This window comes from Sphingomonas pollutisoli, assembly GCF_029167165.1.
In the GTDB taxonomy this organism is placed as follows: domain Bacteria; phylum Pseudomonadota; class Alphaproteobacteria; order Sphingomonadales; family Sphingomonadaceae; genus Sphingomonas; species Sphingomonas pollutisoli.
Genome location: NZ_JARFNJ010000009.1, coordinates 195,338 through 219,037, shown reverse-complemented (window position 1 = coordinate 219,037; position 23,700 = coordinate 195,338). Strand labels below are relative to the sequence as shown.

27 protein-coding genes are annotated in these 23,700 nt (G+C 63.0%); 17 read left to right on the top strand and 10 right to left on the bottom strand.

Features of this window, described 5'->3' with window-relative positions; translation table 11 throughout:
- Positions 1–15: 15 nt before the first annotated feature.
- The 4 genes from PX554_RS19690 to PX554_RS19675 form a co-directional block, all read right to left on the bottom strand.
- A complete protein-coding gene (locus tag PX554_RS19690) occupies positions 16–984 on the bottom strand; it encodes an MFS transporter (RefSeq protein ID WP_275504180.1) in 969 nt (322 codons plus the stop codon).
- A gap of 3 nt (positions 985–987) precedes the next feature.
- Entirely contained in the window at positions 988–2,157 is a 1,170-nt protein-coding gene (locus PX554_RS19685; RefSeq protein WP_275504179.1) for an HlyD/EmrA/EmrK family protein, read from the bottom strand.
- Positions 2,154–3,590: an efflux transporter outer membrane subunit gene (locus PX554_RS19680; protein WP_275504178.1), complete on the bottom strand. Its 1,437-nt coding sequence runs from the start codon at positions 3,588–3,590 to the stop codon at positions 2,154–2,156. Before PX554_RS19680 ends, PX554_RS19685 begins: the two co-directional genes overlap by 4 nt.
- Before the next feature lie 138 nt (positions 3,591–3,728).
- Positions 3,729–4,319, bottom strand: a complete 591-nt coding sequence (locus PX554_RS19675; RefSeq protein WP_275504177.1) for a TetR/AcrR family transcriptional regulator — start codon at positions 4,317–4,319, stop codon at positions 3,729–3,731.
- Positions 4,320–4,591: 272 nt separating this feature from the next.
- Between PX554_RS19675 and PX554_RS19670 the strand changes: the two genes are divergently transcribed.
- A complete protein-coding gene (locus PX554_RS19670; protein ID WP_275504176.1) occupies positions 4,592–4,957 on the top strand; it encodes a DoxX family protein in 366 nt (121 codons plus the stop codon).
- Positions 4,958–5,256: 299 nt separating this feature from the next.
- On the opposite strand, the gene PX554_RS19665 is transcribed toward PX554_RS19670, so the two are convergent.
- On the bottom strand, positions 5,257–6,135 hold the full coding sequence (locus PX554_RS19665) for a LysR family transcriptional regulator (protein ID WP_275504175.1): 879 nt from the start codon (positions 6,133–6,135) through the stop codon (positions 5,257–5,259).
- 96 nt (positions 6,136–6,231) lie between these two features.
- On the opposite strand from PX554_RS19665, the gene PX554_RS19660 reads away from it, so the two are divergent.
- From PX554_RS19660 to PX554_RS19625, 8 genes are all read left to right on the top strand, one after another.
- Positions 6,232–7,050: a pirin family protein gene (locus PX554_RS19660; protein ID WP_275504174.1), complete on the top strand. Its 819-nt coding sequence runs from the start codon at positions 6,232–6,234 to the stop codon at positions 7,048–7,050.
- Between the two features lie 85 nt (positions 7,051–7,135).
- Positions 7,136–7,753 carry an isochorismatase family protein gene (locus PX554_RS19655; protein ID WP_275504173.1) on the top strand — a complete coding sequence of 206 codons (618 nt, stop codon included), beginning with the start codon at positions 7,136–7,138 and terminating at the stop codon, positions 7,751–7,753.
- 86 nt (positions 7,754–7,839) lie between these two features.
- Positions 7,840–9,069, top strand: a complete 1,230-nt coding sequence (locus PX554_RS19650; RefSeq protein WP_275504172.1) for a PHB depolymerase family esterase — start codon at positions 7,840–7,842, stop codon at positions 9,067–9,069.
- Between the two features lie 304 nt (positions 9,070–9,373).
- The gene (pdhA, locus tag PX554_RS19645) at positions 9,374–10,390 is read left to right on the top strand and encodes a pyruvate dehydrogenase (acetyl-transferring) E1 component subunit alpha (RefSeq protein WP_275504171.1); all 1,017 of its coding nucleotides are present in this window, start codon (positions 9,374–9,376) and stop codon (positions 10,388–10,390) included.
- Positions 10,390–11,787: a pyruvate dehydrogenase complex E1 component subunit beta gene (locus PX554_RS19640; protein WP_275504170.1), complete on the top strand. Its 1,398-nt coding sequence runs from the start codon at positions 10,390–10,392 to the stop codon at positions 11,785–11,787. The genes pdhA and PX554_RS19640 overlap by 1 nt, the downstream gene beginning before the upstream one ends.
- Positions 11,788–11,790: 3 nt before the next feature.
- Positions 11,791–13,065, top strand: a complete 1,275-nt coding sequence (locus PX554_RS19635) for a pyruvate dehydrogenase complex dihydrolipoamide acetyltransferase (RefSeq protein WP_275504169.1) — start codon at positions 11,791–11,793, stop codon at positions 13,063–13,065.
- A 149-nt stretch (positions 13,066–13,214) separates the two neighbouring features.
- Positions 13,215–13,796 (top strand): RNA polymerase sigma factor, encoded by a 582-nt coding sequence (locus PX554_RS19630; protein ID WP_275504168.1) that lies wholly within the window; start codon positions 13,215–13,217, stop codon positions 13,794–13,796.
- 374 nt (positions 13,797–14,170) lie between these two features.
- On the top strand, positions 14,171–14,503 hold the full coding sequence (locus PX554_RS19625; RefSeq protein WP_275504167.1) for a helix-turn-helix domain-containing protein: 333 nt from the start codon (positions 14,171–14,173) through the stop codon (positions 14,501–14,503).
- 180 nt (positions 14,504–14,683) lie between these two features.
- Here the strand turns inward: PX554_RS19625 and PX554_RS19620 are convergent, their stop codons facing one another.
- The 3 genes from PX554_RS19620 to PX554_RS19610 all read right to left on the bottom strand — a co-directional run bounded on the left by PX554_RS19620 (position 14,684) and on the right by PX554_RS19610 (position 18,688).
- The gene (locus PX554_RS19620; RefSeq protein WP_275504166.1) at positions 14,684–16,717 is read right to left on the bottom strand and encodes a TonB-dependent receptor; all 2,034 of its coding nucleotides are present in this window, start codon (positions 16,715–16,717) and stop codon (positions 14,684–14,686) included.
- A 244-nt stretch (positions 16,718–16,961) separates the two neighbouring features.
- Positions 16,962–17,477: a phosphoribosyl-AMP cyclohydrolase gene (gene hisI / locus PX554_RS19615; RefSeq protein WP_275504165.1), complete on the bottom strand. Its 516-nt coding sequence runs from the start codon at positions 17,475–17,477 to the stop codon at positions 16,962–16,964.
- Positions 17,450–18,688 carry a GTP-binding protein gene (locus tag PX554_RS19610; protein ID WP_275504164.1) on the bottom strand — a complete coding sequence of 413 codons (1,239 nt, stop codon included), beginning with the start codon at positions 18,686–18,688 and terminating at the stop codon, positions 17,450–17,452. The genes hisI and PX554_RS19610 overlap by 28 nt, the downstream gene beginning before the upstream one ends.
- Before the next feature lie 85 nt (positions 18,689–18,773).
- Here PX554_RS19610 and PX554_RS19605 point away from each other — a divergent pair, with 85 nt between their 5' ends.
- The 7 genes from PX554_RS19605 (at position 18,774) to PX554_RS19580 (ending at position 22,831) form a co-directional block, all read left to right on the top strand.
- Positions 18,774–19,052 carry a hypothetical protein gene (locus PX554_RS19605; RefSeq protein ID WP_275504163.1) on the top strand — a complete coding sequence of 93 codons (279 nt, stop codon included), beginning with the start codon at positions 18,774–18,776 and terminating at the stop codon, positions 19,050–19,052.
- Positions 18,949–19,479, top strand: a complete 531-nt coding sequence (locus PX554_RS26705; RefSeq protein ID WP_420833468.1) for a MerC domain-containing protein — start codon at positions 18,949–18,951, stop codon at positions 19,477–19,479. The genes PX554_RS19605 and PX554_RS26705 overlap by 104 nt, the downstream gene beginning before the upstream one ends.
- Before the next feature lie 183 nt (positions 19,480–19,662).
- Complete coding sequence (locus PX554_RS19600) at positions 19,663–20,040, top strand: TlpA family protein disulfide reductase (RefSeq protein ID WP_275504162.1); 378 nt, start codon at positions 19,663–19,665, stop codon at positions 20,038–20,040.
- A gap of 8 nt (positions 20,041–20,048) precedes the next feature.
- A complete protein-coding gene (locus PX554_RS19595) occupies positions 20,049–20,663 on the top strand; it encodes an ABC transporter ATP-binding protein (protein ID WP_275504161.1) in 615 nt (204 codons plus the stop codon).
- Positions 20,660–21,892 (top strand): ABC transporter permease, encoded by a 1,233-nt coding sequence (locus tag PX554_RS19590; RefSeq protein ID WP_275504160.1) that lies wholly within the window; start codon positions 20,660–20,662, stop codon positions 21,890–21,892. The genes PX554_RS19595 and PX554_RS19590 overlap by 4 nt, the downstream gene beginning before the upstream one ends.
- A complete protein-coding gene (locus PX554_RS19585; RefSeq protein ID WP_275504159.1) occupies positions 21,889–22,350 on the top strand; it encodes a DUF3299 domain-containing protein in 462 nt (153 codons plus the stop codon). Before PX554_RS19590 ends, PX554_RS19585 begins: the two co-directional genes overlap by 4 nt.
- Before the next feature lie 4 nt (positions 22,351–22,354).
- Positions 22,355–22,831, top strand: coding sequence for a DUF3299 domain-containing protein (locus PX554_RS19580; RefSeq protein WP_275504158.1), 477 nt, complete (start codon positions 22,355–22,357; stop codon positions 22,829–22,831).
- A gap of 39 nt (positions 22,832–22,870) precedes the next feature.
- On the opposite strand, the gene PX554_RS26700 is transcribed toward PX554_RS19580, so the two are convergent.
- On the bottom strand, positions 22,871–23,065 hold the full coding sequence (locus PX554_RS26700; RefSeq protein ID WP_420833470.1) for a helix-turn-helix domain-containing protein: 195 nt from the start codon (positions 23,063–23,065) through the stop codon (positions 22,871–22,873).
- On the opposite strand from PX554_RS26700, the gene PX554_RS19575 reads away from it, so the two are divergent.
- Positions 22,971–23,198: a hypothetical protein gene (locus PX554_RS19575; protein ID WP_275504157.1), complete on the top strand. Its 228-nt coding sequence runs from the start codon at positions 22,971–22,973 to the stop codon at positions 23,196–23,198. The two genes, PX554_RS26700 and PX554_RS19575, sit on opposite strands and share 95 nt — an antisense overlap.
- Before the next feature lie 28 nt (positions 23,199–23,226).
- Here the strand turns inward: PX554_RS19575 and PX554_RS19570 are convergent, their stop codons facing one another.
- A complete protein-coding gene (locus PX554_RS19570; RefSeq protein ID WP_275504156.1) occupies positions 23,227–23,697 on the bottom strand; it encodes a Fur family transcriptional regulator in 471 nt (156 codons plus the stop codon).
- Positions 23,698–23,700 lie beyond the last annotated feature (3 nt).

Genomic DNA, 23,700 nt, shown 5'->3' with positions numbered 1-23,700 from the left:
TTCAAGTGCGCGCGATCAAATCGGAACGCTGCGCGGCATCAGATTGGAATGCCTGCGCGCGATCGTCGGAATCCGCAACAGGCCCAGCGTCGGCCAGGAATAGCCAAGCCCACGTTGCAGGAAGAAGGGCAGAACGTAATTGTTGGCGCCTAGCAGCACATAGCTGAACGCAAAAAGGATAACGCCGGTGACATATCGGGTGGTCCCCAGTTCGCGCATGCGAAACAGACTGCGGTCCTCGCGCTGTTCGTATCGGACGAAGATCAGGAGCGCAGCCAGCGCCAGAATCAGGAAGGCAATGATGATCAGATCGTCGTTATAGAAGTCATAGTAGGAGCGCTGGAGCGCATAGAGGAAAACGAACGATCCCAGCGCCAGTAGCAGGATCTGCCCTGCATTGCTCTGGCTGCGCACGTCGCTCGGCTCGACGTGATTGGGCAGGAAGGAGGCGGCCAAGACGGCGCCGACGAGCGCCAGTCCCCCCAGGATCCAGAACATCATTTGCCAGTGGTCGCTCGTTACCGAAACCGATGCGAGCAGGGGCGCACTCGCTGAGCCGGTCGCCAGCGCCACGGCGAAGACCCGGATACCCGTGAACCGGCCAGGGCCTGGCGCGATATGGCTGATCAATACGCGAGACATCGCCATAAATCCGCCGCCTCCGCACGCCATGATGATGCGGCCGATGCCAAAGGTTGTGGCATCACTGCTGATGCCGCACACCGCCGCCCCGATAATGTAGAGCGCGACCGCGGCGAGCACATAGGAGCGCCAGCCGATGCGCTCGACCGCCCATTGCATCTTCGCGATCACGATGACCGCCACGCAGGCGTAAAACACGCCAATGAGACTATATTCCTCGGGGCTGGCGTCGATTTCGCCCATGATCGGTGCGGCGGCGAAGGCCATCATGCCGGTCTGGAGAAACTCCAGGCAGCAGAATATGGCAACCGTAGCCAATAGTGGAAGGGAAGGGCGCTGCATGGCTTAGCGTTCGCGCGCGCCGCCGACATTGGCGCGGATGATCTTTTCCACCAGCGCATCGGCATCGGCGAGTTCGCGGTCGAAGACCTTGGTACCGTATTGCCTTGCGGGCTTGCCGATCGCGCTCAGATAAGGGCCGGAACGGTCGGTCGTATCGGCGGTTGCCCGCATAGAAAGGCCGATCCGCAGAGGATGGGCCGCGATCTCGTCGGCGCGAAGGCGGACGCGCACGGGAACACGCTGCGTCACCTTGATCCAGTTACCCGTCGCATTCTGCGCGGGCAACAGGGCAAACGCACTGCCGGTACCGGCAGAAAGGCCCTCGATCGTCCCGTGATACACGACATCGTCACCATAGACGTCCGCTGTCAGCGTGACAGTCTGGCCGATGCGCAGGTTCCGGATCTGCGATTCCTTGAAGTTCGCCGTGACCCAGATGTCGGTCAGCGGGACAATCGACATCAGCGACAACCCTGGCGTGATGCGTTGGCCGACTTGCACCGATCGCCGGCTGACCGTTCCGCCAACAGGTGCCGCGATGGTCGTGCGCTTTAGCGCGACATATGCGGTTTTCAGCGATGTCACCGCCGCAAGGACGTCGGGATGCTGGCGCAGCGAGACATTGTCGACCATTGCCCGGCGTTGAGCGCGGGCCGAGCGCGCAGCATCCAGCGCCTGACGTGAATTCGCCAATATGTCGCGGCTGTGGGCAACCTCTTCACCGGTGATCGCACCCACCGACACCAGTTGAAGCCGCCGCCCGAGATCGCTTTGAGCCTTGCGAACGTCATTTTCCCGTGAGGCAACATCTGCGTCTGTCTGGCTAACCTGGTGATATTGAACCCGGGTACCGCGGACCGCCTTGGCAAGCACGGATTTCGCGGTATCAAGAGCAAGTTCAGCATCGGACGCGTTGAGTTTGACCAACGCAGCGCCGGCCGCAACGCTGTCCGTATCGTCCGCGCCGATCTGCGTCACCGTACCTGTAACCTGGGACGTGACCGGGACGAGATTCCCCTCGACATAAGCGTCAGCCGTCCGTTCCTCGAAACGCGTGAGCAGCAGCCAGATCGCAATCGCTGCAACGATTGCGAGCAGCCCCGCGATCAGGATGGGGTTGCGATGGCGCGCGAAGAAGGAAGCACGTGCTTCTTCCCGTGTTTCGGTTGTCATTGCTGGTTCTCTTCGTTGGACGTGTGGCGATCGCCGGTGAGGTTCGGGACGTCGGGGTCGGGAATGAACCCGCCTCCAAGGGCGCGGGAAAGGTTCGCCTGAAGGGAAAGGCCCCGCATCTGGAGTGCCACCAACTGGCGCCGCTGCTGCAGCACCGCGCTTTGTGTCGCGAGCACCTGCAGATAGGTCGCGAGACCCGCTGCATAGCGGTGTCGGACCAGATTTGCGGTCCTTGTTGCTGTAGCAACGGCGTCCTGCTGCTCGGCGAGCCGCCGATCGAGCCAGTTGAGCCCGGTCAGCTGATCGGCGATGTCGCGCAGCGCATCGATGAGGGTCGTGTTGTAGCTCTCGACAGCCAGGTCGTAGGCGGCGTCACTTGCCGCCAAGCCGGCGCGAAGGCCGCCGCCCTGAAAAATCGGTAGGCTGATGGCCGGTCCAATGCCGGCCGTGCCGCTGCTCAAGTCAAAGAAATTGCTGAGACCGAGGCTCTGAAGGCCGACCATCGCGCCCAGATTGATGTTCGGATAGAAACGCGCTTTTGCGACGTCGATCTCCCGGCTTGCAGCCTCGACGCGCCAACGCTGCGCGACAATGTCGGGACGACGTCCGAGAAGTTCCGCCGGCAATCGGGACGGCAGCGCAAATCCCGCAGCGCGGTTCATCGCGGGCGGACTGATATCGCGCCCACGATCGGGGCCTTTTCCCAGTAACGCGGCCAGGCGGTTGCGGTCGAGTTCGATCTGCTCGGACAAGGCCGAGATTTGGGCACGCGCAGCGGGGATAGCGGCCTGCGCCTGCTCGATATCGACCTGGTCGCCCAGTTCCGCCCTTGCCCGGCGCCGGGTGAGGTCGGCTATGCTTTCCTGCTGGCGAAGATAATCCTCTTCGATCGCGCGTTGTTCGAAATTGGTCTGCAAAGACGCGTAGGCTTGCACGATCGCGCTTGCGAGCATCAGCCGTGTCGCCTGACCGTCTATCTCGGCCGCTTTGGTTCGTCCGATCGCCGCGTCGAGCGCGGCGCGGTTCTTGCTCCAGAAATCGAGCTCGTAGCCGACGGCGAGATTGCCTTCATAAACCGTTTGCCAGGTTCCACGGACGGGACTGGGAGTGGTCCCGTTCGCGCTGTAATGATGTTCGACCGTCGACATTGAACCGGAAACATTGGGGAGCAGTGACGCACCCGCTGCGGCCTCCATCGCCTGGGCGGTCCGGACCCGCGCCTCGGCGGTGCGCAAGGTCGGGCTGTCCGCCAGCGCTTCCGCCACGATCCGGTCCAGTTGCGGGTCGCCGAAGGAGGACCACCAGTCCGACCGCGGCCAGGCGGCCGGCGACAGCGCGACATTCCCCAGTGTCTGTTCGGCGCGGAGCCTGGCCGGCTGCAGCGCCGTCGATTGCGGGCGAAGGCCGCCGGTGGAACAGGCGCTCAGGGCCATCGTGGACGCAAGCGTCATGATTGCAGGGAGGCGGCCATGGAGGCGGCCGCATCCTCGAACCAGCTCTCGCCAATCAACACCAAGGGTGTCTATATGAGCATGATAAGACATCGTTCTCAGTTTCTTCTCTTGACTGGATCAGGCCGAGGTCAGGCCCGCCGCTACGATTGAGGCAGCGGCAGCGACCCGTTCTTCTGCATCCAGGCTCGCCGTAAGGAGATGAAGCCAGGAAATCCCGGTCAGAAGTTCGATCGCAGCGTCCATTCGTTTCGTGTCGGTGATCTCCCCGCGATCGGCCGCGCGCTGCAGGATGGTACGCAGGATGCGGCTGCGCCGCTCCATGAAATTGCCACGAAATTCGACAATGAGATCCGGATGAAGGTGGAGTTCGGTCAACAGACTGCGAAACACCTCGCCAGCGCGTGATTCACGCCACCAGCGCCACAGATCCTTGATATGGAGCGTGAGATCGTCCCCCAGGTTTCCGGTGTCCGGCAAGCGAAGAGATGCTTCTCCCGAATGCTCGTAGACATCGCGGATCAGCGCACCTTTGCTGCTCCACCACCGATAGATGGTTGGCTTGCTCGATGCGGCGCGGCGTGCCACGGCATCGAGCGTGAACCCGGAATAACCTTCTTCTTCGAGGAGTTCGGCGGCAGCCTTGAGGATCGCGTCGGTCGCTTCCTGGCTCCGCACGGCTCCGATCGAGGTTCGACTTCTACCGGCCATATCCGAGATCCTTGTGGCCGTATGGCGGTCAGCGCCTCCGGCTTCCGAAAGGATATAGATACTAACGGTATCGTTTGCAAGTGATGGATGGGCGGTTCAGTTTCGATGTCCCTTTGGGATGTCCGTTTTTTCGAATGGCCGACCGAACCTGACCCCCAAAAAGACGGAATCCAACCAGAGGGCCTATCGGCACCTACCGTGGCGCGCCTCTTGCCGCTCAAGTGCATATCCTATACCCCACAACGATACCGTTGGTTTTTATTGGTGAGTCTATGGCCGATTTCATGGTGAATGCCGGACGCTGGACCGTAGCCGGCATCTTCGTCCTTGCGGGATTTGCGCATTTTCCCCAATTCGGGCCGCTGCGCGATGCGATGGCGCAGCGCGGTATTCCATTCGCCGCGGCGGTTCTGAGCGCCGGGTCTGTCTTCCAGATCGTGGCCGGCGCTATGTTCGGCTTCGATGTAGAGCGCCGCTGGGCAGCCATTGGCCTGGTCGCCTTCACCATCGCTTCGTCGCTGATGATGCTCGATTTCTGGAACCTCCAGGGAATGGAGAAGGAGCGTGCGCTCGGTGCCTTCATGAACAACATCGCCTTGTGCGGTGCCCTCTTGGCCATCGGCTTCGCGGTGCGCTGAGCCGTCGCTCATCCATCGTCACGGCCACAGGGATTAGCGAAGTATTCTAGCGGAAAAAGCAGGGTAGCACGACCAGCGCAGTCCGTATTTCCATACCGCCCAGCGTTTGCCGCAATCCTGATCATGCAAGGTGTGTGGACCCGCAACAGCGCTCACAATCTTCTCGGTGCCGGAAACGGGTTGAGGGGCGCGCTAGGGCAATTGAGATCCCCGCGTTCGATGCCGATGGCCACGCCGCTATCCATACGGCAGACCGGCTCCAGGATCGCGGAGACGCCATTCCGGCGGTGTTCCAATCCCTATTCGACAGGTTCGATGGCCCCCACCAGATAGTTGAGGACGGTCTGCACAGCGAGCGACCGGTAACGCTGGGGGCTGCTGACGATCCAGGCATCCGCCTGCTCCATCGGATAGTCCGGCAACAGACGGATCAGGACGCCCCGCTCCAGATCGGCTTCCAGCATGAAATCAGGCAGCAGTGCAATGCCATGGCCGAGGCGCGCCAGTTGATGGGCCACCAGCATATTGCCCGCCGCGATCGTCCATCGCATCGCGCATTCCCACCCTCCATCGAAGCGCCACGTATTGAGCGCTGCGCTGGTTACAATGGCGTTGTGCGCGGCAAGATCTGACGGTGCCACTGGCGTGCCGGCCCTTTCGAGATAGGTATGCGACGCCACGAGCACGCGCCTGACCAGGCATAACCGGCGCGCCACCAGATCGCTGTCATCGAGCGCACCCATGCGGACTGCAAGGTCAATGCCGTCACTGACGATGTTGACGCGCCGCTCCGTCAATCTCAACTCGATCTGCACATCGGGATAAGCACCGGTTAGCTTGGCGAGGTGCGGAGCGACAAGATACTGTCCCAGTGCTGCTGTGGTCGTCAGCGAGACACGCCCTGCCACGAGCCGTTCTCGTTCCGCAATAGCCTGCGCGGCATTGTCCGCGGCTGTGATCGAAGGCTTCGCCATATCATAGATACGCCTCCCTTCGTCGGTCAGCGAGAGTGCTCGGGTCGAGCGACGAATCAGCGAGGTGCGCAGCAACAGTTCCAGATCCGCCAGCCTGCGGCTGACCGTCGACTTGGGCAAGCCCATTGTCCTGGCGGCAGCTGTGAAACTGCCTTCATCGGCAATGGTCACGAGCAGGGCGAGATCATCGAGCGAGGGCTTCATTGTTCTGAAAATGGAACATTATCGTCCCGTCTGCAAATCTTATCGGGACAGTCGGACGGGCGTATATCGGTGTCAACGCAATGAGGGAGATATCCCGTGATCCAGTTTTCACCCGTCTATACGCCGACACTGGCCCGCCGTGGTGCCGTGTTCTCGGCTCGCCAATATCCTCGCCAGGCTTTTGAGAACCTTATCGATCCTGTGCTCAACATCGACTGGTTCGAGATGAGCGGCCCGACCTTTCCGCCGCACCCGCATGCGGGCTTTTCCGCTGTCACTTATCTGTTCGCGGATTCCCCCAACGGCTTCATCAACCGCGACAGCATGGGTGATGTGCAGGATATTCATCCCGGCGGGCTGCACTGGAGCCGGGCCTCGCGCGGGATGATGCATGAGGAAACCCCGGTTCCCGGCGCGGGACCGGTGCAGGGATTGCAGATCTTCATCAACCTGCCCGCCGCCCGCCAGGCCGATCCAGCCGCCGCCTTTCCGGTCCCGGCCGGTCTGGTCGAAAGCCGTTCCGGCCCTGGCTGGGAAAGCCGCGTCGCGGTCGATGGAACGACGCTGGGTGAGGCCGTTCAGGCTCTCCCGTCTCCGGTTCGGATCGAGGAAATCGCGTTGGCCCCATCAGCGACGCACGACATGGACGTGCCCGAAGGCTGGGGCGGCGTCCTCATCGTGCTGGAAGGCTCGGTGGTGATTGGCGAAGAGACACTCGCCTCCACCCAGGCGATCGGTTTCAGCGCGGACCTCGATGATCGCTTCCCGATTACAGCCGGCCCGGCTCCGGCCCGTATCGCTGTGATCTCCGGCGCGCAGCTCAGGCAGCCGGTCTTTGCTTTTGGCCCGCTCATGCTCGCCAGTCCGTCAGCGCTCGATGAAGCGCGTCGGCATGTCGCCGCCCTCAGCCTGTAACCTGCTGATCCCACTGTTCCCACCACCCAAGCACCATCGACCGGCGTTGCCGCCCGACAATTTCCGAACGTAAAGGAACTTTGCAATGACTACCCCCAAAACCGCCAACTACTTCACCGCCGAGGATTCGGCGCTTCTCCTGATTGATCATCAGGTCGGCACGATGCAGCTGATCAAGAACATCGACAGCGAATTTGCCGGCAAACAGGCGATCGCCCTCGCCAAGATGGCCAAGATCCTCGACATGCCGGTCGTGATCACCTCCAGCCAGGAAGACCGTGCCCAAGGTCCGATCATGCCGGAAATCGCCGAGATTCTGCCCGAAGCCCACGCGGCGCGGGTCAAGCGCCCGGGCGTCGTCAATGCCTGGGCCTATCCCGACTTCCGCGATGCGGTGCTGGCCACGGGCCGCAAGAACCTCATCATGGCGGGCGTGACCACGGACGTCTGCCTGATCTTCCCGGCGATCGACGCCGCGCTCGAAGGCTTTGGCGTGCAGGCCGTGCTGGATGCGTCGGGATCGCCCAGCGATCTGTCCGAGGAATTCTCGCGTCAGCGCATGCACGACGCGGGCGTGGTGCTGACCGCAACCAATACGCTGATGGCGGAAATCGCGCAGGACTGGTCCACGCCCGCCGGGCAGCAGCTCATCACCCTCCTGTTCAGCGATGTGTTCCCGGCCCTTGGCGCCGGCATCGCATAAGTCGCAAACAATGGCCTGTGGACCGAGGCCCATTGCGCTTCGGTTTACAGGCCGGAAATCTGAGGGCCCACGGCAAGGGGACGCCTGTGTATCATCGTCGTCAGTTCATCGCCTTGTCGACCAGCGCGGTGCTGGCGTCCGGCCTGCCGCGCATTGCGCTCGCTGCCGAAGCTGTTGTTCCGTTGTCGGCCACGGCGATCACTGATGTGTTCGGGCACGGCTTGCGCCTGATCGGCGTGGCGCTGGAATATGCTCAGCCGATCGGCGGCCTTGCACTTTCCCGCGATGATGTGTCGGTCGAGGGGCGGACAGTAACCAATGTGCTGAGTTCCACGACCACCAATCCCGCGGATGCCGCGCCATCGGGCAGGTTCGTGATCATCCTGCTCGATCCGGAGGACGAAGGTGCGCGCCTCTATGCCACGCACGGACGCGAGGTCGTCCGCGCCGAGCGTGCCGCGAGGGTCAACATCAGTGGGCGGCAGATCGACACGAGCACGGTCAACAACCTCGTGGTCGATGATTTCCGGCCGCTCGCCTTCACCGACCCGCAAAACGGCATCGTGCTGAAATATAATCTCTTCGTCCCGCGCGACTATGACCCCTCGAAGCGCTATCCGCTGGTCAACTTCATGCACGATGCATCGGCCACATCGGGCATCGTCGATACGACGCTCATCCAGGGACTGGGCGCGGTGATCTGGGCAAGGGCGGAGGAGCAGACGAAGCGGCCCTGCTTCGTGCTGGCGCCGCAGTTTGACGTCGCGGTTGTCAACGACCAGTCTCAGGCGACCGCGCATGTCGACACCGTCAAGCGCCTCATTGAGACGCTCGCGGCCGACTATCCAATCGACACCGGCAGACTTTACACCACCGGCCAGTCCGGGGGCGGGATGCTGTCGATCGCGATGAACATCAAATATCCGGATTTCTTCGCCGCATCGCTGCTGGTCGCTTGCCAGTGGGATGCCGCGCTGGTCGGCCCGATGGCGGACGACAGGCTCTTCATTATCGTCGCGGAAGAGGATGCCAAGGCCTATCCAGGGCAAAACGCGATCACTGCGGAGCTGGAACGGCTTGGCGCGCGCGTGAACAGAGCGGTCTGGAACGGGCGCTGGTCGGCGGCGGAATTCGATCAGGCTTGCAGCGCGATGATCGCGGAAGGGGCACACGTCAACTACGTCATGCTGAAGAAGGGCACGGTGATCCCGCAGGGCGTCGACACCGGTGGCGCGGCCGGACATATGAACACATGGCCGATCGCCTATACGATCGACGGCGTGCGCGCTTGGCTCTTCGCGCAGGCCAAGACCTGACAGGCTAAGTCCGCGCTCCGAAGGCCGCATTGGCAAGGCGCCGGTCGCGATAGTCTGTCCGGCGTGGTGCGTCGCGTCGCGGTGAGGTGGCTCACCTTTGCCACCTGCAAACATGCATCCCTTTGTAATTGCACTATCGACAACCAGTGTCTCTATGTGCAAATACCTGAGAGGTAAATGGGAGCGAGTTTCGACTCCGCCTCCGCAATCAAATTTTTCCCGACCGGGCTCGATAGAGGGGATATCTGTGGCAAAAGCTCCGACTGCGCACGCTTCGAACCCGAGCGCCACGGCTGATCGACCTTTGCCCCGGGACCACAACCGTGAGCGGCCTGACCTCCCCGAGGCCTATAAGGCGACCAAGGAAGAGCTGCTGGAATTCTACCGGCAGATGGTCCTGATCCGCCGGTTCGAGGAAAAGGCGGGGCAGCTCTACGGCCTGGGTCTCATCGGTGGCTTCTGCCATCTCTATATCGGCCAGGAAGCGGTCGCGGTCGGCATCCAGTCGGCGCTCGAGCCGGGCAAGGACAGCGTCATCACCGGCTATCGCGACCATGGCCACATGCTCGCTTACGGCATCGATCCCAAGCTCATCATGGCCGAACTGACCGGCCGTGCCGCCGGAATCTCGAAGGGCAAGGGCGGGTCGATGCACATGTTCAGCGTCGAGCACAAATTCTACGGCGGCCACGGCATCGTCGGTGCGCAGGTCTCGCTCGGCACCGGCCTGGGCTTCGCACATAAGTATCGGGGCGACGGTGGCGTGTGCGTCGCCTATTTCGGGGACGGCGCGGCCAACCAGGGCCAGGTCTACGAAAGCTTCAACATGGCCGAGCTGTGGAAGCTCCCCATGATCTTCGTCATCGAGAACAATCAGTATGCGATGGGTACATCGGTCAGCCGTTCCTCGGCGGAGGACCAACTCTATCGCCGAGGCGAGAGCCTTCGCATTCCCGGTTTCCAGGTGAACGGCATGGATGTACTCGCCGTGCGGGGCGCGATCGAGGAAGCGCTGGTCTGGGTAAAGTCCGGCAAGGGGCCGATCCTGCTGGAGATGAAGACCTACCGCTATCGCGGGCACTCCATGTCTGACCCGGCGAAGTACCGCTCTCGCGAGGAAGTACAGGAGATGCGCGACAAGTCCGACCCCATCGAAAGCGCGAAGAAGTATCTGGAAGCCGTCGGCGTCAGCGAGAACGAGATCAAGAAGCTGGATCAGGATATCCGCCGCATCGTCGGAGAGGCGAGCGATTTCGCGGGATCCTCGCCCGAGCCGGAAGCTGGCGAACTGTATACCGATGTGCTGGTGGAGCAATATTGATGGGTGTCGAAATCAAGATGCCGGCCCTCTCTCCGACGATGGAGGAAGGCACGCTGACCAAATGGCTCGTGAGCGAAGGCGATGAAGTGAAGTCCGGCGACATCCTTGCCGAGATCGAGACCGACAAGGCGACGATGGAGTTCGAGGCGGTCGACGAAGGCGTCGTCGGCAGGATACTGATCCCGGAAGGTACCGAAAGCGTCAAGGTCGGCACCGTGATCGCCACCATGGCGGGCGAGGGAGAAGAAGCGCAAGCCGCTCTGCCGGCCGTGCCCAAGACGCAAGAAAGCGCGCCACCCGCCGAGCCTGAGGCCGCTCCGGAGGCGCTCGTAAAGGCGGAATCCGGCACCTTCAAGCTTGCGAGCGAGGCCCGCGCGCAGGTGGCCGATCCCGCCATTCCTGAAGGCACCGAATTTGTGAAGACCACGGTGCGAGAGGCGCTGCGCGACGCTATGGCCGAAGAGATGCGCAGGGACGACCGCGTTTTCGTGATGGGTGAGGAAGTCGCCGAATATCAGGGCGCCTACAAGGTGACGCAGGGTCTGCTCGAGGAGTTCGGCCCGCAGCGTGTGATCGACACGCCGATCACCGAATATGGCTTTGCCGGGGTCGGCACCGGCGCGGCGATGGGTGGCCTGCGTCCGATCGTCGAGTTCATGACATTCAACTTCGCCATGCAGGCAATCGACCACATCGTGAACTCGGCGGCCAAGACCAATTATATGTCCGGCGGCCAGATGCGGTGCCCGATCGTGTTCCGCGGCCCAAATGGCGCGGCTAGCCGGGTCGGCGCGCAGCATTCGCAAAATTACGGCCCTTGGTATGCGGCCGTGCCCGGCCTGATCGTGATCGCGCCATATGATGCGGCCGACTGCAAGGGTCTGCTGAAGGCCGCGATCCGCAGCCAGGACCCGGTCGTGTTCCTGGAGAATGAGCTGGTCTACGGCCGCAGCTTCGACGTGCCCAAGATTGACGATTATGTCCTGCCGATCGGCAAGGCACGCATCGTTCGCTCGGGCAAGGATGTGACCCTGGTCAGCTATTCGATCGGCGTGGGCGTCGCGCTCGAAGCCGCCGAGACGCTGGCCGGCGAGGGGATCGACGCGGAGGTCATCGACTTGCGCACCCTGCGCCCGCTCGACACGGTTACGGTGCTGGAGAGCCTGAAGAAGACCAACCGCCTGGTTGTGGTGGAAGAAGGCTGGCCGACTTGCTCGATCGCGTCGGAAATCGCCGCCGTGGTCATGGAGCAGGGCTTCGACGATCTCGACGCTCCGGTGCTGCGCGTCACCAACGAGGACGTGCCGCTGCCTTATGCCGCGAATCTCGAGAAGGCGGCTCTGATCGACGCCAGTCGCATTGTCGTGACCGTTAAACTGGTTTGTAACAGGCGCTGACGCATGGCGATCGACATCCAGATGCCCGCACTTTCTCCGACTATGGAGGAGGGGACACTATCGAAATGGCTGGTGAAGGAGGGGGATTTGGTGAGGTCCGGCGACCTCCTCGCCGAAATCGAGACGGACAAGGCAACGATGGAGTTCGAGGCGATCGATGAAGGCACGATCGCGAAGATCATGGTGCCCGAAGGTACGGACGGCGTGAAGGTCGGGACCGTCATCGCGGTGATAGCGGAAGAGGGCGAGGATTCGTCACTCGCCTCGGCACCGAAACCCGAGGTGAGGATGGAAGCAGCACCGAAAGCCAGGGCTGCTGCACCCCAGGCCGATCCGATCCCGGTCAGCAAGTCCCAAGGCGGCCGGATGAAGGCCAGCCCGCTCGCCCGTCGCCTCGCCGAGCAGAAGGGTGTGGATCTCGCCTCGATGACGGGCTCCGGCCCGAACGGCCGCATCGTCAAGGCCGATATCGACGGCGCCAAGCTGGGCGCCGCCGAGACGGCCGCCAAGGCCCCGGAAGCCGCGCCTGCTGTCGCCCCGGCTGCCGCTGTACTCGCTCTCGCGCCCGCTGCCCCACAGGATTTCGGAAGCCCGCACGAAGCGGTGAAGCTCTCCAACATGCGCAAGACCATCGCCCGCCGCCTGACCGAGGCGAAGCAGACGGTGCCGCACATCTACCTGACCGTCGACATGCAGCTCGACAATCTCTTGAAGCTGCGCGGAGAGCTGAACGCGGCTCTCTCGGCGCAGGGCGTCAAGCTGTCGGTCAATGACCTCCTTATCAAGGCGCTGGCCGCTTCGTTGATGCAGGTGCCGGAATGCAACGTGCAGTTTGCCGGCGACACTCTGCTGAAATTCAGCCGCGCAGATATCTCTGTCGCGGTATCGATCCCCGGCGGCCTGATCACCCCGATTGTCATCAACGCCAACATCAAGGGCGTCGGCGCCATCGCGACCGAGATGAAGGACTTGGCCGCGCGCGCCAAGGACGGCAAGTTGAAGCCCGAGGAGTATCAGGGCGGCACCGCGAGCCTCTCCAACATGGGAATGTTCGGCATCAAGCAGTTCGCGGCGGTGATCAACCCACCACAGGCGATGATCATGGCGATCGGCGCCGGCGAGAAGAGACCCTATATTGTCGGAGACGCACTGGGCGTCGCCACGGTGATGAGCGCAACCGGCAGCTTCGATCACCGTGCAGTTGATGGGGCAGATGGCGCCCGGCTCATGCAGGCGTTCAAATCCTTCGTGGAAGCGCCCATGGGGCTGTTAGCCTAGGCTGGATTTCTTCTTTGGCAAAATCACAGTCATGGGCGGGTTATTCCAGGTGCGGTGCGTACGCCGTTATAGATATCAGGACGATTACGTCCTTCTCTGACGGCCAGTAGTTCGATGCGATCGCCGTGGCGCTTAGAGCCCGGAAGGCAATGACTGACGACTCAGAACCAATCCGGTCAGCACAGGCAAGCGAATTCGACGCTTCCATCCAAGCGACCAGCCAAAGCGCGGTCCAACAGCTTCTTGATCTGCTGGAGATTGAATATGAGGCGCTGCTGACGCGCCTCTCGGCGCATCTTCGCTCCCAAGAGGCCGCAGCCGAAGCGCTCCACGATGTCTATGTGAAGCTGAGGGCCGAGCCGTCCATCGGCGACGTCCACAACCCACGCTCCTACCTTTACCGGATGGCTGTCAATCTCGCAATGAACCGGCGTCGGAACGACTGGCGCTCGGTGAACATGGACAATGCCGAGCTATCCGAATTTCCGGATAGCGCCCCGGACCAGGAATCTGCTGTCCTCGCCATGGATGAGATGGGTCGGGCTCTGCAGGCGCTTCATGCTCTCCCGATCAGGCGCCAGGCGATTTTTTTGGCCAAGTGGCGCGACGAGAAATCGCAGGCAGAGATCGCCGCAGAGTTCGGTTTGCACAAGCGCTCGGTTCAAAAGGAACTCGTTCGCGCGGAAACCCATCTGCGGAAGATTCTGCGTCGCCCGATGCGGCCGGTCTGACGGGGCCCGATCCCCGATCGGCTGATCGGCGGTCCTTGTGGAGCGGCCTGGCACCCAACTCAGACAAAAAGTGGGGCGCCTTTTGGCTCGCCAGTGTGTCCTCCCATTGGGAATAGTAGGGCTTCCCCCTTCGAGCGCGCGATGGGTCACGTCATCGCGTCTCGCGGTGGTGGCCGATGGGGCAGAGCGCTGAAGTTCCCGGCGCAAGCAATCTGCCCTGCAACCCATTGGGGGTCGCCATGGCGGCTTTTGGAAGTGCGAGTGGGCGCGCGACGCCCTGCGCTCGACCGGCACAGGCCAAAGTACATTCAATATCAGCTACGCGGCAGAGGCATTTCAGTGAGCGGCGGGCGGGCGCGGCCCGCAGCCAGCCGATGCTTGCTCCCTGGCAGGTCAGCCTCGCCATGCGAACGATGCGCCGCAATCTCAGCGGCCCGATCTCGATCTCTCAAGTAGCATCTCTGTGCAAATTGTCGCTTTGCTACTTCGTGCGAGCCTTCACGAACACAGTTGGGATCGCCCCTTATGCCTGGTTCGTGCAGCAGCGCATCATGTGGGCAAAAGCCCTCTTGGCAGATACAGCGTTGCCTTTGGTGCAGGTCGCGTTGGAATGCGGATTTTCCGACCAAGCTCACTTCACCAAGGCATTTGCCAAAGCGTCCGGCATCACGCCTGCAAAATGGCGTCGCCAGATCTGCACGTCCTGATTCTCGGCCGCGCCAGCGACCGGTCGATATGATGACGTTTGGTGGCTGTCACGCTACCGTCCGCCCGCCTAGCATAATGCTCAGCCCTTCCTTTTGCTTTCCTCTCCGAGCAGTTGCACAGCGATTGGCCAAGGCGAGCAGGGCAGAGTGATGCTCAGGGATTGAAGTCGAACCTTCACTTCAGAGCCGGACGGTGGCTCCGATCCTGATCATGCGTGGCTCGACCGTGCGGCTGTGAATGCCCTCCACGCCGTCCAGGGGCTCGCCGGGAAGGCGTGACGCATAATAGTAATCGGCATCGGCGCGGGCGGTGTCGAACAGGTTGAGCAGTTCGAGATCGACATCGATCGGTCCGAAATGGCGCCCAACACGCAGGTTGACCACCGTTGTCGCGGGCGACCGCACGCTGTTGTCTTCGATCAGCGCATGGGCCCCAAGATAGCGCACGCGAACCGCGGCATTGAATTTCTCGAAGGCGGCGGTCAGTCCGAACTCGCCTGCCGACTCCAGCGCATTGGGGATGTGATCGGCGCCGGAGGCATCGACGAAGCGGGCATGGTTGGTGGCATAGACGCCGTCGATCGTCAGCCACCGGGTCGCCCTGATATTGCCGACCAGCTCGAATCCGCGCCGGTGGCTGGGGCCGGTCGGCGTGACGGTGCCGTCATCGCCCGAATAGATGAGTTCGCTCGACGAGCGGCTCCACCAGTGGGTGAGCGAGAGGTTGAACGGCCCGCGCTCGAACCGACCACCCACTTCATAGCCGGTCGCTCGGGCAAAGGCGGGCGTGGCGTCCTGCGGTGTGATGATTCCGCGAATGGCGTTCGAGTGGAAACCTTGTCCGTAATTGGCATAGAGCGCGATGCTCGGCGTCACCGTGATGTTCGCGCCCAGTTTTGGGGTAACGATCGTGTCCTGCGCTGAGCCTGCGGACGCGTCGCCGCCGCGGGCAACGGTGCGGAAGGCAAAATGATCGGCCCGCGCGCCGGCGAGCAGTTTGAGGGGATCGATCGGGTTCCAGTTTGCTTCGACATAGCCGCTCACCGACGTCTCGGTGGCATCGACCAGGCTGCGTGTTTCGAGCCGGAGGCCTTGCTCGGTATGGTAGAGGCCAAGGCCGTCGATCTTGTCGGTCTGGGCATCGACCCCGACCGTCAGGCCGAGCCGATCGGTCAGCGTGACGCGCCGCGCGACACGCCCGCCAAAGGTCCAGCGATCCTCGGCCTGTTCGAGCTCGTCGCCATGCACCGGATCGTCGAGGAAGAAGGTGAAGTTCGACAGCAGATCGAACCTGTAGTGCTGGGCATAAGCGGTCAGCGTCCACTCCTTGCCGGTGATCCCGATGTTGAAGACCTCGCGATTGGTCGAGCCGCGCAGATAGGGATCGAGCGTGCCGAAGCGATCATCGAGGATCGTCCCGATCGCGCGGACGGGAATCTGCTCGGTCGGCCGCCAGCTTGCGTCGTAGATCGAGAGGCTGGCGCGTAGCGTGCCGAGCGGTGTTTCCTGGCTATATTTGCCGAATGTGCTGACATGGCGCAGATGCTCGGCAAGTGCCCATGGGCCGTCATTCGCGGTGAGATCGGCGGCAAGGAGCATCGTGCCTGACGCCAGGTTGAACGAGCCGCCTCCCGCCGCCCGCCGATAACCGTAGCTACCCGCGGTGATTGTCGCGAAAGGATGGTCGAACCGATCCTTCGTTTCGAGCGATGCGGCACCAACGAAAGAGAAGTCGCCATCGGCGGCGCGATAGGGGCCTTTGCGATAGCCGATGTGATCGACCGTCTCGGGGATCAGGCCGTTGAGATCGAGATAGCCGTGCCCGTGCGCCTGGCTGCGCAGGTTGAACGGCATATTATCGACCGCGATGCTGAAATCGGTCCCGTGATCGAGATTATAGCCGCGGATCAGATATTGCGCGGCCTTGCCGCCGCCGGAATGCTGGACGGCGATCATACCCGGCACGGCTTCGGCCAATTCGCTGGTGCGAAGAATAGGGCGCGTCAGCAGTTCGGCACCGCTTACCGCGCCCTCGCTCGCCGATTCCGCATGGCCAATCTTCCGATCGGAGCGCGCGGTGACGACGATATCGCCGGCTTGATCATCAGCGATAGAGGCGGGCGCTTCGGTGATCGTTCCCACCGACGCGCCCGACGCCAACAACAGTGCCACCATCCCCACCCCGCCCATGCCGTCCTCGCCAATATGCTGCACCTGCTAAGACATGATATATCGTATCCTTTAAGTCCACTTATTTCGGGCGGGGGCGACTTTTCTGCCGATGGGGACCTGGCGCTTGCAGGATCAAGTGTAGGCAATCCAGCCGCGCCAGGCCATACCCACGTAGAAGACCTCCAGTTGCTTGAAGCCGCTTCATTCTCGCCGGCGGACCGGCGGCGCGCATCGTTTTCTCCTGCCGAAGGCGTGCCGCCGAATGTGCTCGCCCGGTCAAGCATGACTAGATCCGGGTGGGGTTTGGCAGGCCCGCATAGATGGCGGCGGCATCGAACGCGAGATCGGTCTCGATTTGCCGGACGCGGACCGGGTCCGCGCCCTTGACGGTGCCCATGTCGATCTCGCGATAGAAACAGGACCGGAAGCCCACATGGCAACTTCCCGGTCCGTTGACACGAACATGGAGAACAAGCGCATCCTGATCATCGTCGACGAGGATGCGCTCGACGGTCTGGGTGAAGCCGCTATGCTCGCCCTTGCGCCAGATTGCCTGACGGCTCCGCGACCAGAAATGCGCTTCGCGGCTGTGAAGCGTTCGCGCGAGAGCCTCGGCATTCATATAGCCAAGCATCAGGATCTCGTGGCTCTTCGCGTCGACCACGATGGCCGGGAGGAGGCCATCATGGTCAAACCGCGGCGCCAGCTCATCGCCCAACTCCACCTGCTCGATCGAGCGGCGTTCTGCAAAGAACGAGGCGAGAGAAGCGGCCGTCACGCCGCTTCCTCCTGGCGGCGCCATGCCGGAAACGGATCAGCCATCCGGGCAAAGTCGCGGGGCTCGAAACGATCGTCCGCGCCGACAAGGCAAGCGTCGAGCCGGGCACGAATCACCGCTTCGTCCATGACATCGGCCGCGCCGATGAAGACCAGCTGCTGACGGCGATCGCCATAGGCCGCATGCCAGTTGGCAGCGATGAAGGCTTCCCATTCCTCGCCCTGCGGCCAGCGCTGCCGCGGTACCGAAGCCCACCAGCGGCCGAAGCCCAGGGTGCGCACGAGCGCGCCCGCCTGGCTCAGCTCGCCGACCCAGTCCGGGCGCGTCGCCAGCCAGAAGAAGCCCTTGGCGCGCACCACGCCCGGCCAGCTCTGGTTGGTGAATTCATGGAACTTCGCCGGATCGAAGGGCCGCTTGTCGTGATAGGTGAAGCTGCGGATGCCGTAATTCTCGGTCTCCGGCACATGGTCGGCAAAGCCGTTCAGTTCTTTGAACCAGAGCGGGTGCTGCTGGGCGCGCTCGAAGTCGAACAGATCGACGCCGAGCAGCTGGTCGAGCGGCGCGCGCCCGAAATCCGTCTCGATGATCCGTGCTTCGGGATTGAGGCCGTGCACGATGGTGAGCGCATTGCCCAGGGCCTCGTCGGTCGCCGTGGACACCTTGTTGAGGACGACAATATCGGCAAATTCGATCTGCTCGACGAGCAGGTCGACCAGGGCGCGCGTATCGCCGTCGCCGGCCGTTTCGCCGCGATCGCTGAGGAAGTCGTGACTCGAATAATCCCTGGTAAGCTGGGCGGCATCCACCACCGTCACCATGGCGTCGATCCGCGCCAGATCGCCCAATGAAAAGCCTTCTTCGTCGCGAAAGTCGAAAGTGGCAGCGACGGGAAGGGGCTCCGAGATGCCGGTCGATTCGATCACCAGATGGTCGAAACGCTTCTCGCCGGTCAGGCGCTTCACCTCGGTGATCAGGTCATCGCGCAATGTGCAGCAGATGCACCCATTGGTCATCTCGACCAGCGTCTCTTCGGTGCGGCTCAATTCCACGCCGCTCTCGCGCAGGAGCGCGGCATCGATGTTCACGTCCGACATGTCGTTGACGATGACGGCCACCTTGAGACCGGCACGGTTGGCGAGGATGTGGTTGAGGAGTGTCGTCTTGCCAGCGCCGAGGAAGCCGGAGAGGACGGTGACGGGAAGTCGCGAGTCTGCCATGGAAGTCACTGCTTTCATTGATTGCATGAATGATATGTAATGATATATCGTCTCTCAATAGGCCGACGCGGTCAAGCAGACTCGACACAAAGAGGATCAGATCATGAGATATTTGAGCAAGACAGCCGGGGCGGGCCTTCTCGCCGCCGGCCTTTTTCTCGCCCCAGCGGTGTCGGCCCTGTCGCTTCAGGCCCCGCCGGTCAAATCCGACGGCTCCTCGACGCTCGCCGATCCCGATGAGTCGGTCGAGCGCATGGCCGACCAGCAGCGACCGACCAATGGGCGGTGGCGCTTGCGTGCCTTCAGCGACAGTTCGATGGATGCGCGGGATGCGGTGCGCTCGCAGGCGAGCGATAGCCGTGTCTTCAGACCGTTCCGGTGAGAGAAGCAATGCGGAGGCGGTTGACGTGAGTCGTCGGGAGGCTCTTGGCCCCCGCCTGTCCAGGCTGGACCGGTGGGGGATCGTCATCTCGAGCGCCTGCCTGGTACACTGCCTGGCGCTGCCGTTTGTGATCGCGCTTCTTCCCGCGATCGCATCCTCGCTTCCGCCCGATAGCTGGGTCCATCCGGTCCTGATCGGGTTGGCGTTGCCCGTGACGGGTGCCGCTCTCTGGCGCGGCTACCACTTGCACAGGCGCACGAGACCCGCGCTGATCGGCCTCGCTGGACTCGGTCTCATCGCCTCCGCACTGCTCGCGAGGGGTGGTCTGGCAGAGCCGGCGCTGACCGTGTTGGGTGGTCTCCTGGTTTCAGCGGCGCATATCCTCAACTGGCGAGGCCATCATGCTGGACCGGCACATCAACCATAGTTGCGACCGTGCGTGGTGCCGGGGCGGTAACTTGCGGGAGGGTCCCTGTTGCTTTATAGAGGATATGATATATCGCATCTTAGAATGAGAGCGGGTCAATTCAGCAAATCATGTTCGGCTGTCGCAGTGGCCGGATTGGTCGCGTCGGCGTCCGGAGCATCCCTTGCCGCTCCGGCGCTGCGCTTGCCGCTGCGCGTGGACGGCGCCAACGCCGCACATTCCGGACCCGCAATCGTGGTGCTCTGGGCGACCTGGTGCGCGAGTTGCATCGGGGAGCTCAAGCGTTTGCCGGCTCTTGCGGCTGCCGCGAGGCCGCTCCCGGTTGTGACGCTCGCAATCGATCCGCCGCAGCGAGCACGACGGGCCATGGAACAGGCGGGGCTCGATACGCGCAACGCATTTGCCGATCCTGGTGAGCCTGCGGCGGTGCTCGCCAAATGGGGCGGAACGGCGCTGCCGCTCGCGGTCGCGATCGATGCGCATGGCAAGGTCTGCGGCCGAAAGCGCGGCCTGCTTGGCAGCGATCAGATGAAGCAATGGGCCAAAGCATGCTTGAGCTGAGCGATCTCGTGGCCGGCTATGGTCGCCGCTCGCTGGCGAAACTTGGGCACTTGCAGGTGAAAGGCGGCGAGGCAGCATTGCTGACCGGACCTTCCGGCTCAGGCAAGACGACATTACTGCTCGCCATTGCTGGGCTGGCCGACGTGATCAAGGGGCATGTCCAGGTCTCGGGGCGCGATATGGCGACCTTGCAGGCGCGCGAACGCGACCGCCATCGCGGGCGGCATATCGGTATCATCTTCCAGGATCTCCATCTGGTGCCGGGTCTGAGCGCGCTCGACAATCTGCTGCTGGCGCCGTTTGCCAGCGGTCAGCGGCAGGATCGCGTGAGGGCCACCGCTTTGCTCGAGAGCCTTGGCCTTGCTGACCGTATCCATGCCCGCGCGGAGACGCTCAGTCGCGGTGAGGCGCAACGCACGGCGATCGCGCGCGCCATGCTCATCGGACCATCGCTTATCCTTGCCGACGAGCCGACAGCCAGCCTTGACGATGAATCCTGCGAGGCTGTGTTGACGCTGCTGCTCAACGCCACGCGCGAGAGCGGGGCTGCGCTGGTGATCGCGACCCATGATGCCCGTGTGAAAGTGCGCATCTCCAACATTGCCATGGCGGAGGCCGCATGAACGCCGCCAAACTCGCCTTTGCTTCCGTCCGCCGTAAGCCGCTCGGATGGGCCTTTCATCTTCTGTCGCTGGCGCTGGGCGTAGCCGTGGTCGTCGCCTTGCTGGCGATCGATGATGGCCTTGATCAGCGCTTCGCCCATGATCTGGGCGGCATCGATCTCGTTGTCGGCGCCAAGGGAAGCCCGTTGCAGGTCATCCTGTCCTCGGTGTTCCAGCTCGATGCGCCGACCGGCAATATCCCGATTGCCGTGCTGGCGCGGCTCAAGCGCAACATGTTGGTCAAGGCGGCCGTTCCGGTCTCGCTCGGCGACAATATCGGCGGCTACCGGATCGTCGGCACAAGCCCCGACTATGCAGGGCTCTATGATGCGAAGCTCGGGGGCGGACGCTGGTGGAGCAAGCCGTTGGAAGCGGTGCTGGGCGCGGAGGTTGCGCGGGAGGAAAAGCTGAAGATCGGCGATGTGTTCGTCGGCGAGCATGGGCTGGCGCGGGGAGGGGAGCGCCATGAGCACAGCCCCTATCGCGTGGTCGGTATATTGGCGCCCACAGGTGCGGTGATCGACCGGCTTGCCCTCACCGACACGGCCAGCGTCTGGAAAGTGCATGAGCATGAGAATGCCGAGCATGCCGCCGCAGTCGCGGCCGAGACGGTCGAGCATGAAGGACCGGACAGCTATCCGGCGGTCGGGCAGGAAGTGACCTCGGTCCTGGTCCGTTATCGCTCGGCGATGGGCGCACTCATGATCCCTCGTCTTCTCAAGAACGAACCGAATGTCCAGACCGCCGTGTCCGCTGTCGAGATGATGCGGCTCAACAGCTTGCTCGGCACGGGGAGTTCGGTCCTGCGCGGCTTCGGCATCGGTCTGCTTATCCTCTCCGGCATCGGTTTCTTCGTGGCGCTGCTGTCCGCCGTCCAGGAACGACAGCGCGAGCTTGCGCTCTTGCGGGCGCTGGGCGGCGGGCCGGGTCTGCTGCTGCGGCTTGTACTGATCGAAGCGCTGATGCTGGGGCTCGCCGGAGGCCTGCTCGGCTTGGCAATCGGTCGCGCCGCAGCCCATGTTGCGGCCACGATTGTTGCACGGGGCGGAGGGCCAGCCCTTGCCCTTCCTCCGGTGGGCATGCGTGATGCGGCAATCGTCGGTGCCGCCGTCCTGCTCGCCGGTGTGGCTGCACTGTCCCCGGCGCTCTCCGCCTATCGGTTGCGGCCGGCGCAGGTGCTGCGCGCATGAGGACTGGCCGCGCGCTGGTGCCGGTGCTGGTATGGCTGATGACCAGCGCGATGACGCTGGGTGGCATGGCGCCTCGCACTCCGGGCACGCTCGATCATGAAGATGATCTGCGCTGGGTCTTCTTCCACGACGCGCGCATCACCGCCGACGAGGCCAAGGGCGAGTATCGCGCGACGTTCAGCCCTTCCCTTGCAAAGATGGAAGGCCGGAGCTTCAGCATCACCGGTTATATGCTGCCGATCGAACCCAGCACGCACTCGGCGCATTTCGTGCTGACAAGGCGTAGCGCCGGCTGTCCCTTCTGCCCGCCCAATGAGCCGACCGAGGCGATCGAGATCTTTGCGGCGGCGCCGGCCGATTATCGCCAGACCCCTGTCACCGTCGAAGGCCGTCTCCACCTGGTCGCGCGCAGCGAGACCGGCCTTTTCTATCGTCTCGAGCGCGCGAAAGTGAGTTGAGTCCATGACCCGAGCCCTGCGTCTGCTGCTTCCCTCGCTCATCCTGATCATCCTGTCTTCGCCCGTGGCGGCGCAGTATCAGGAGGACGGCGAGCGCTCATCCCAGGCCAGGCTGCCTCAGGGGCGCTCGCCGCTCTGGGCAACGCTCCGCCAGACAAAGATCGGCGTCAACGAAGCGCAGGGCCTGTTCACCGCCAGCTATCCGGCCCCGGTCAAGGCACTGTCGGGCAAGACGGTCAGTCTGGCCGGGTTCATCATGCCGCTCGACGCGCAGACCCGCGGCACGCATTTCCTGCTCTCCAAATACACGCCGGTCTGTTCCTTCTGCCCGCCGGGCGAGCCGAATGAGGTGATCGAGGTGCGCACCGCGAAGCCGGTCGCCTTCGTCCAGAAGCTGGTGACCGTGACCGGCCGGTTCGCCCTTCAGAACAACGGCGAGCAGGGGCTCTTCTTCCAGATGGCCGGCGCGACAGTGCAGTGATCGCATGGCCGAGAAGCTGGTGATTTCCCGCCCGCCCGGTCACCGGGAACGCCACGCGCTCGGGCTGCACCCGCAAATGGGGCGGAACGCCGCCGCGAACTTGCTGGGATTGGAATAGCCGACCGACAGGGCGACATGCGTGACCGGCATCCCATCGTCGAGCAGTGGCTTGGCCCGTTCCATCCTGCGCTGTGTGAGATACGAGCGCGATCGCTGGTCGCTGCGGTTGTTCAGCGAAGACCTGACCAATGTGCGCCGTTTCAGCGGCCTGGCGTTCGACAATCTCGCCTTCGGGGCGGATGGTAATCACTATGGCCCGCTGGAGGCGCCGCGCGTCATCGGCGCGGAACTAGAGAGGAAGTTCTGAGAGCCGGCCGACGTGCAGACCGCATCTCTCAGGCCTTGCTGCAATCCCGGCATTGGCCGTGCACCTCGATCACCGGATGCTTGACCCGGAAACCGTCCCGCGAGGCGGCCTTGCGGACGGTCTGGCCGGTCTTGTCATCGTCGATGTGCGTCGTCGCGCCGCAATCGTCACAGACGAGGAAGATGCAGTCGTGGATGCAGCCCGGATGGTCGTTGGCGAGATAGGCATTCCGGCTCTCGACCCGGAGCGCCAGGTTGTGCGTTACGAACAGGTCGAGGATGCGGTAGATACTGTTGGGCGCGACACGGCGGCCGAGCTCCCTGCCCAGGCGCTCAGCAATATCGTAAGCGCTGGCCGGCTTGGCGAAGCTTGCAAGAACCTCGAAGGTCTTGCCGCGCATCTCCGTCCACTGCTCGCCACTGGCGAGCAGGACTTCACGAGCGGCTTCGGCCAAGGGTGCGCCCTGCTGCTTGAGATGAGAATGATGTGAATTACCCATGAC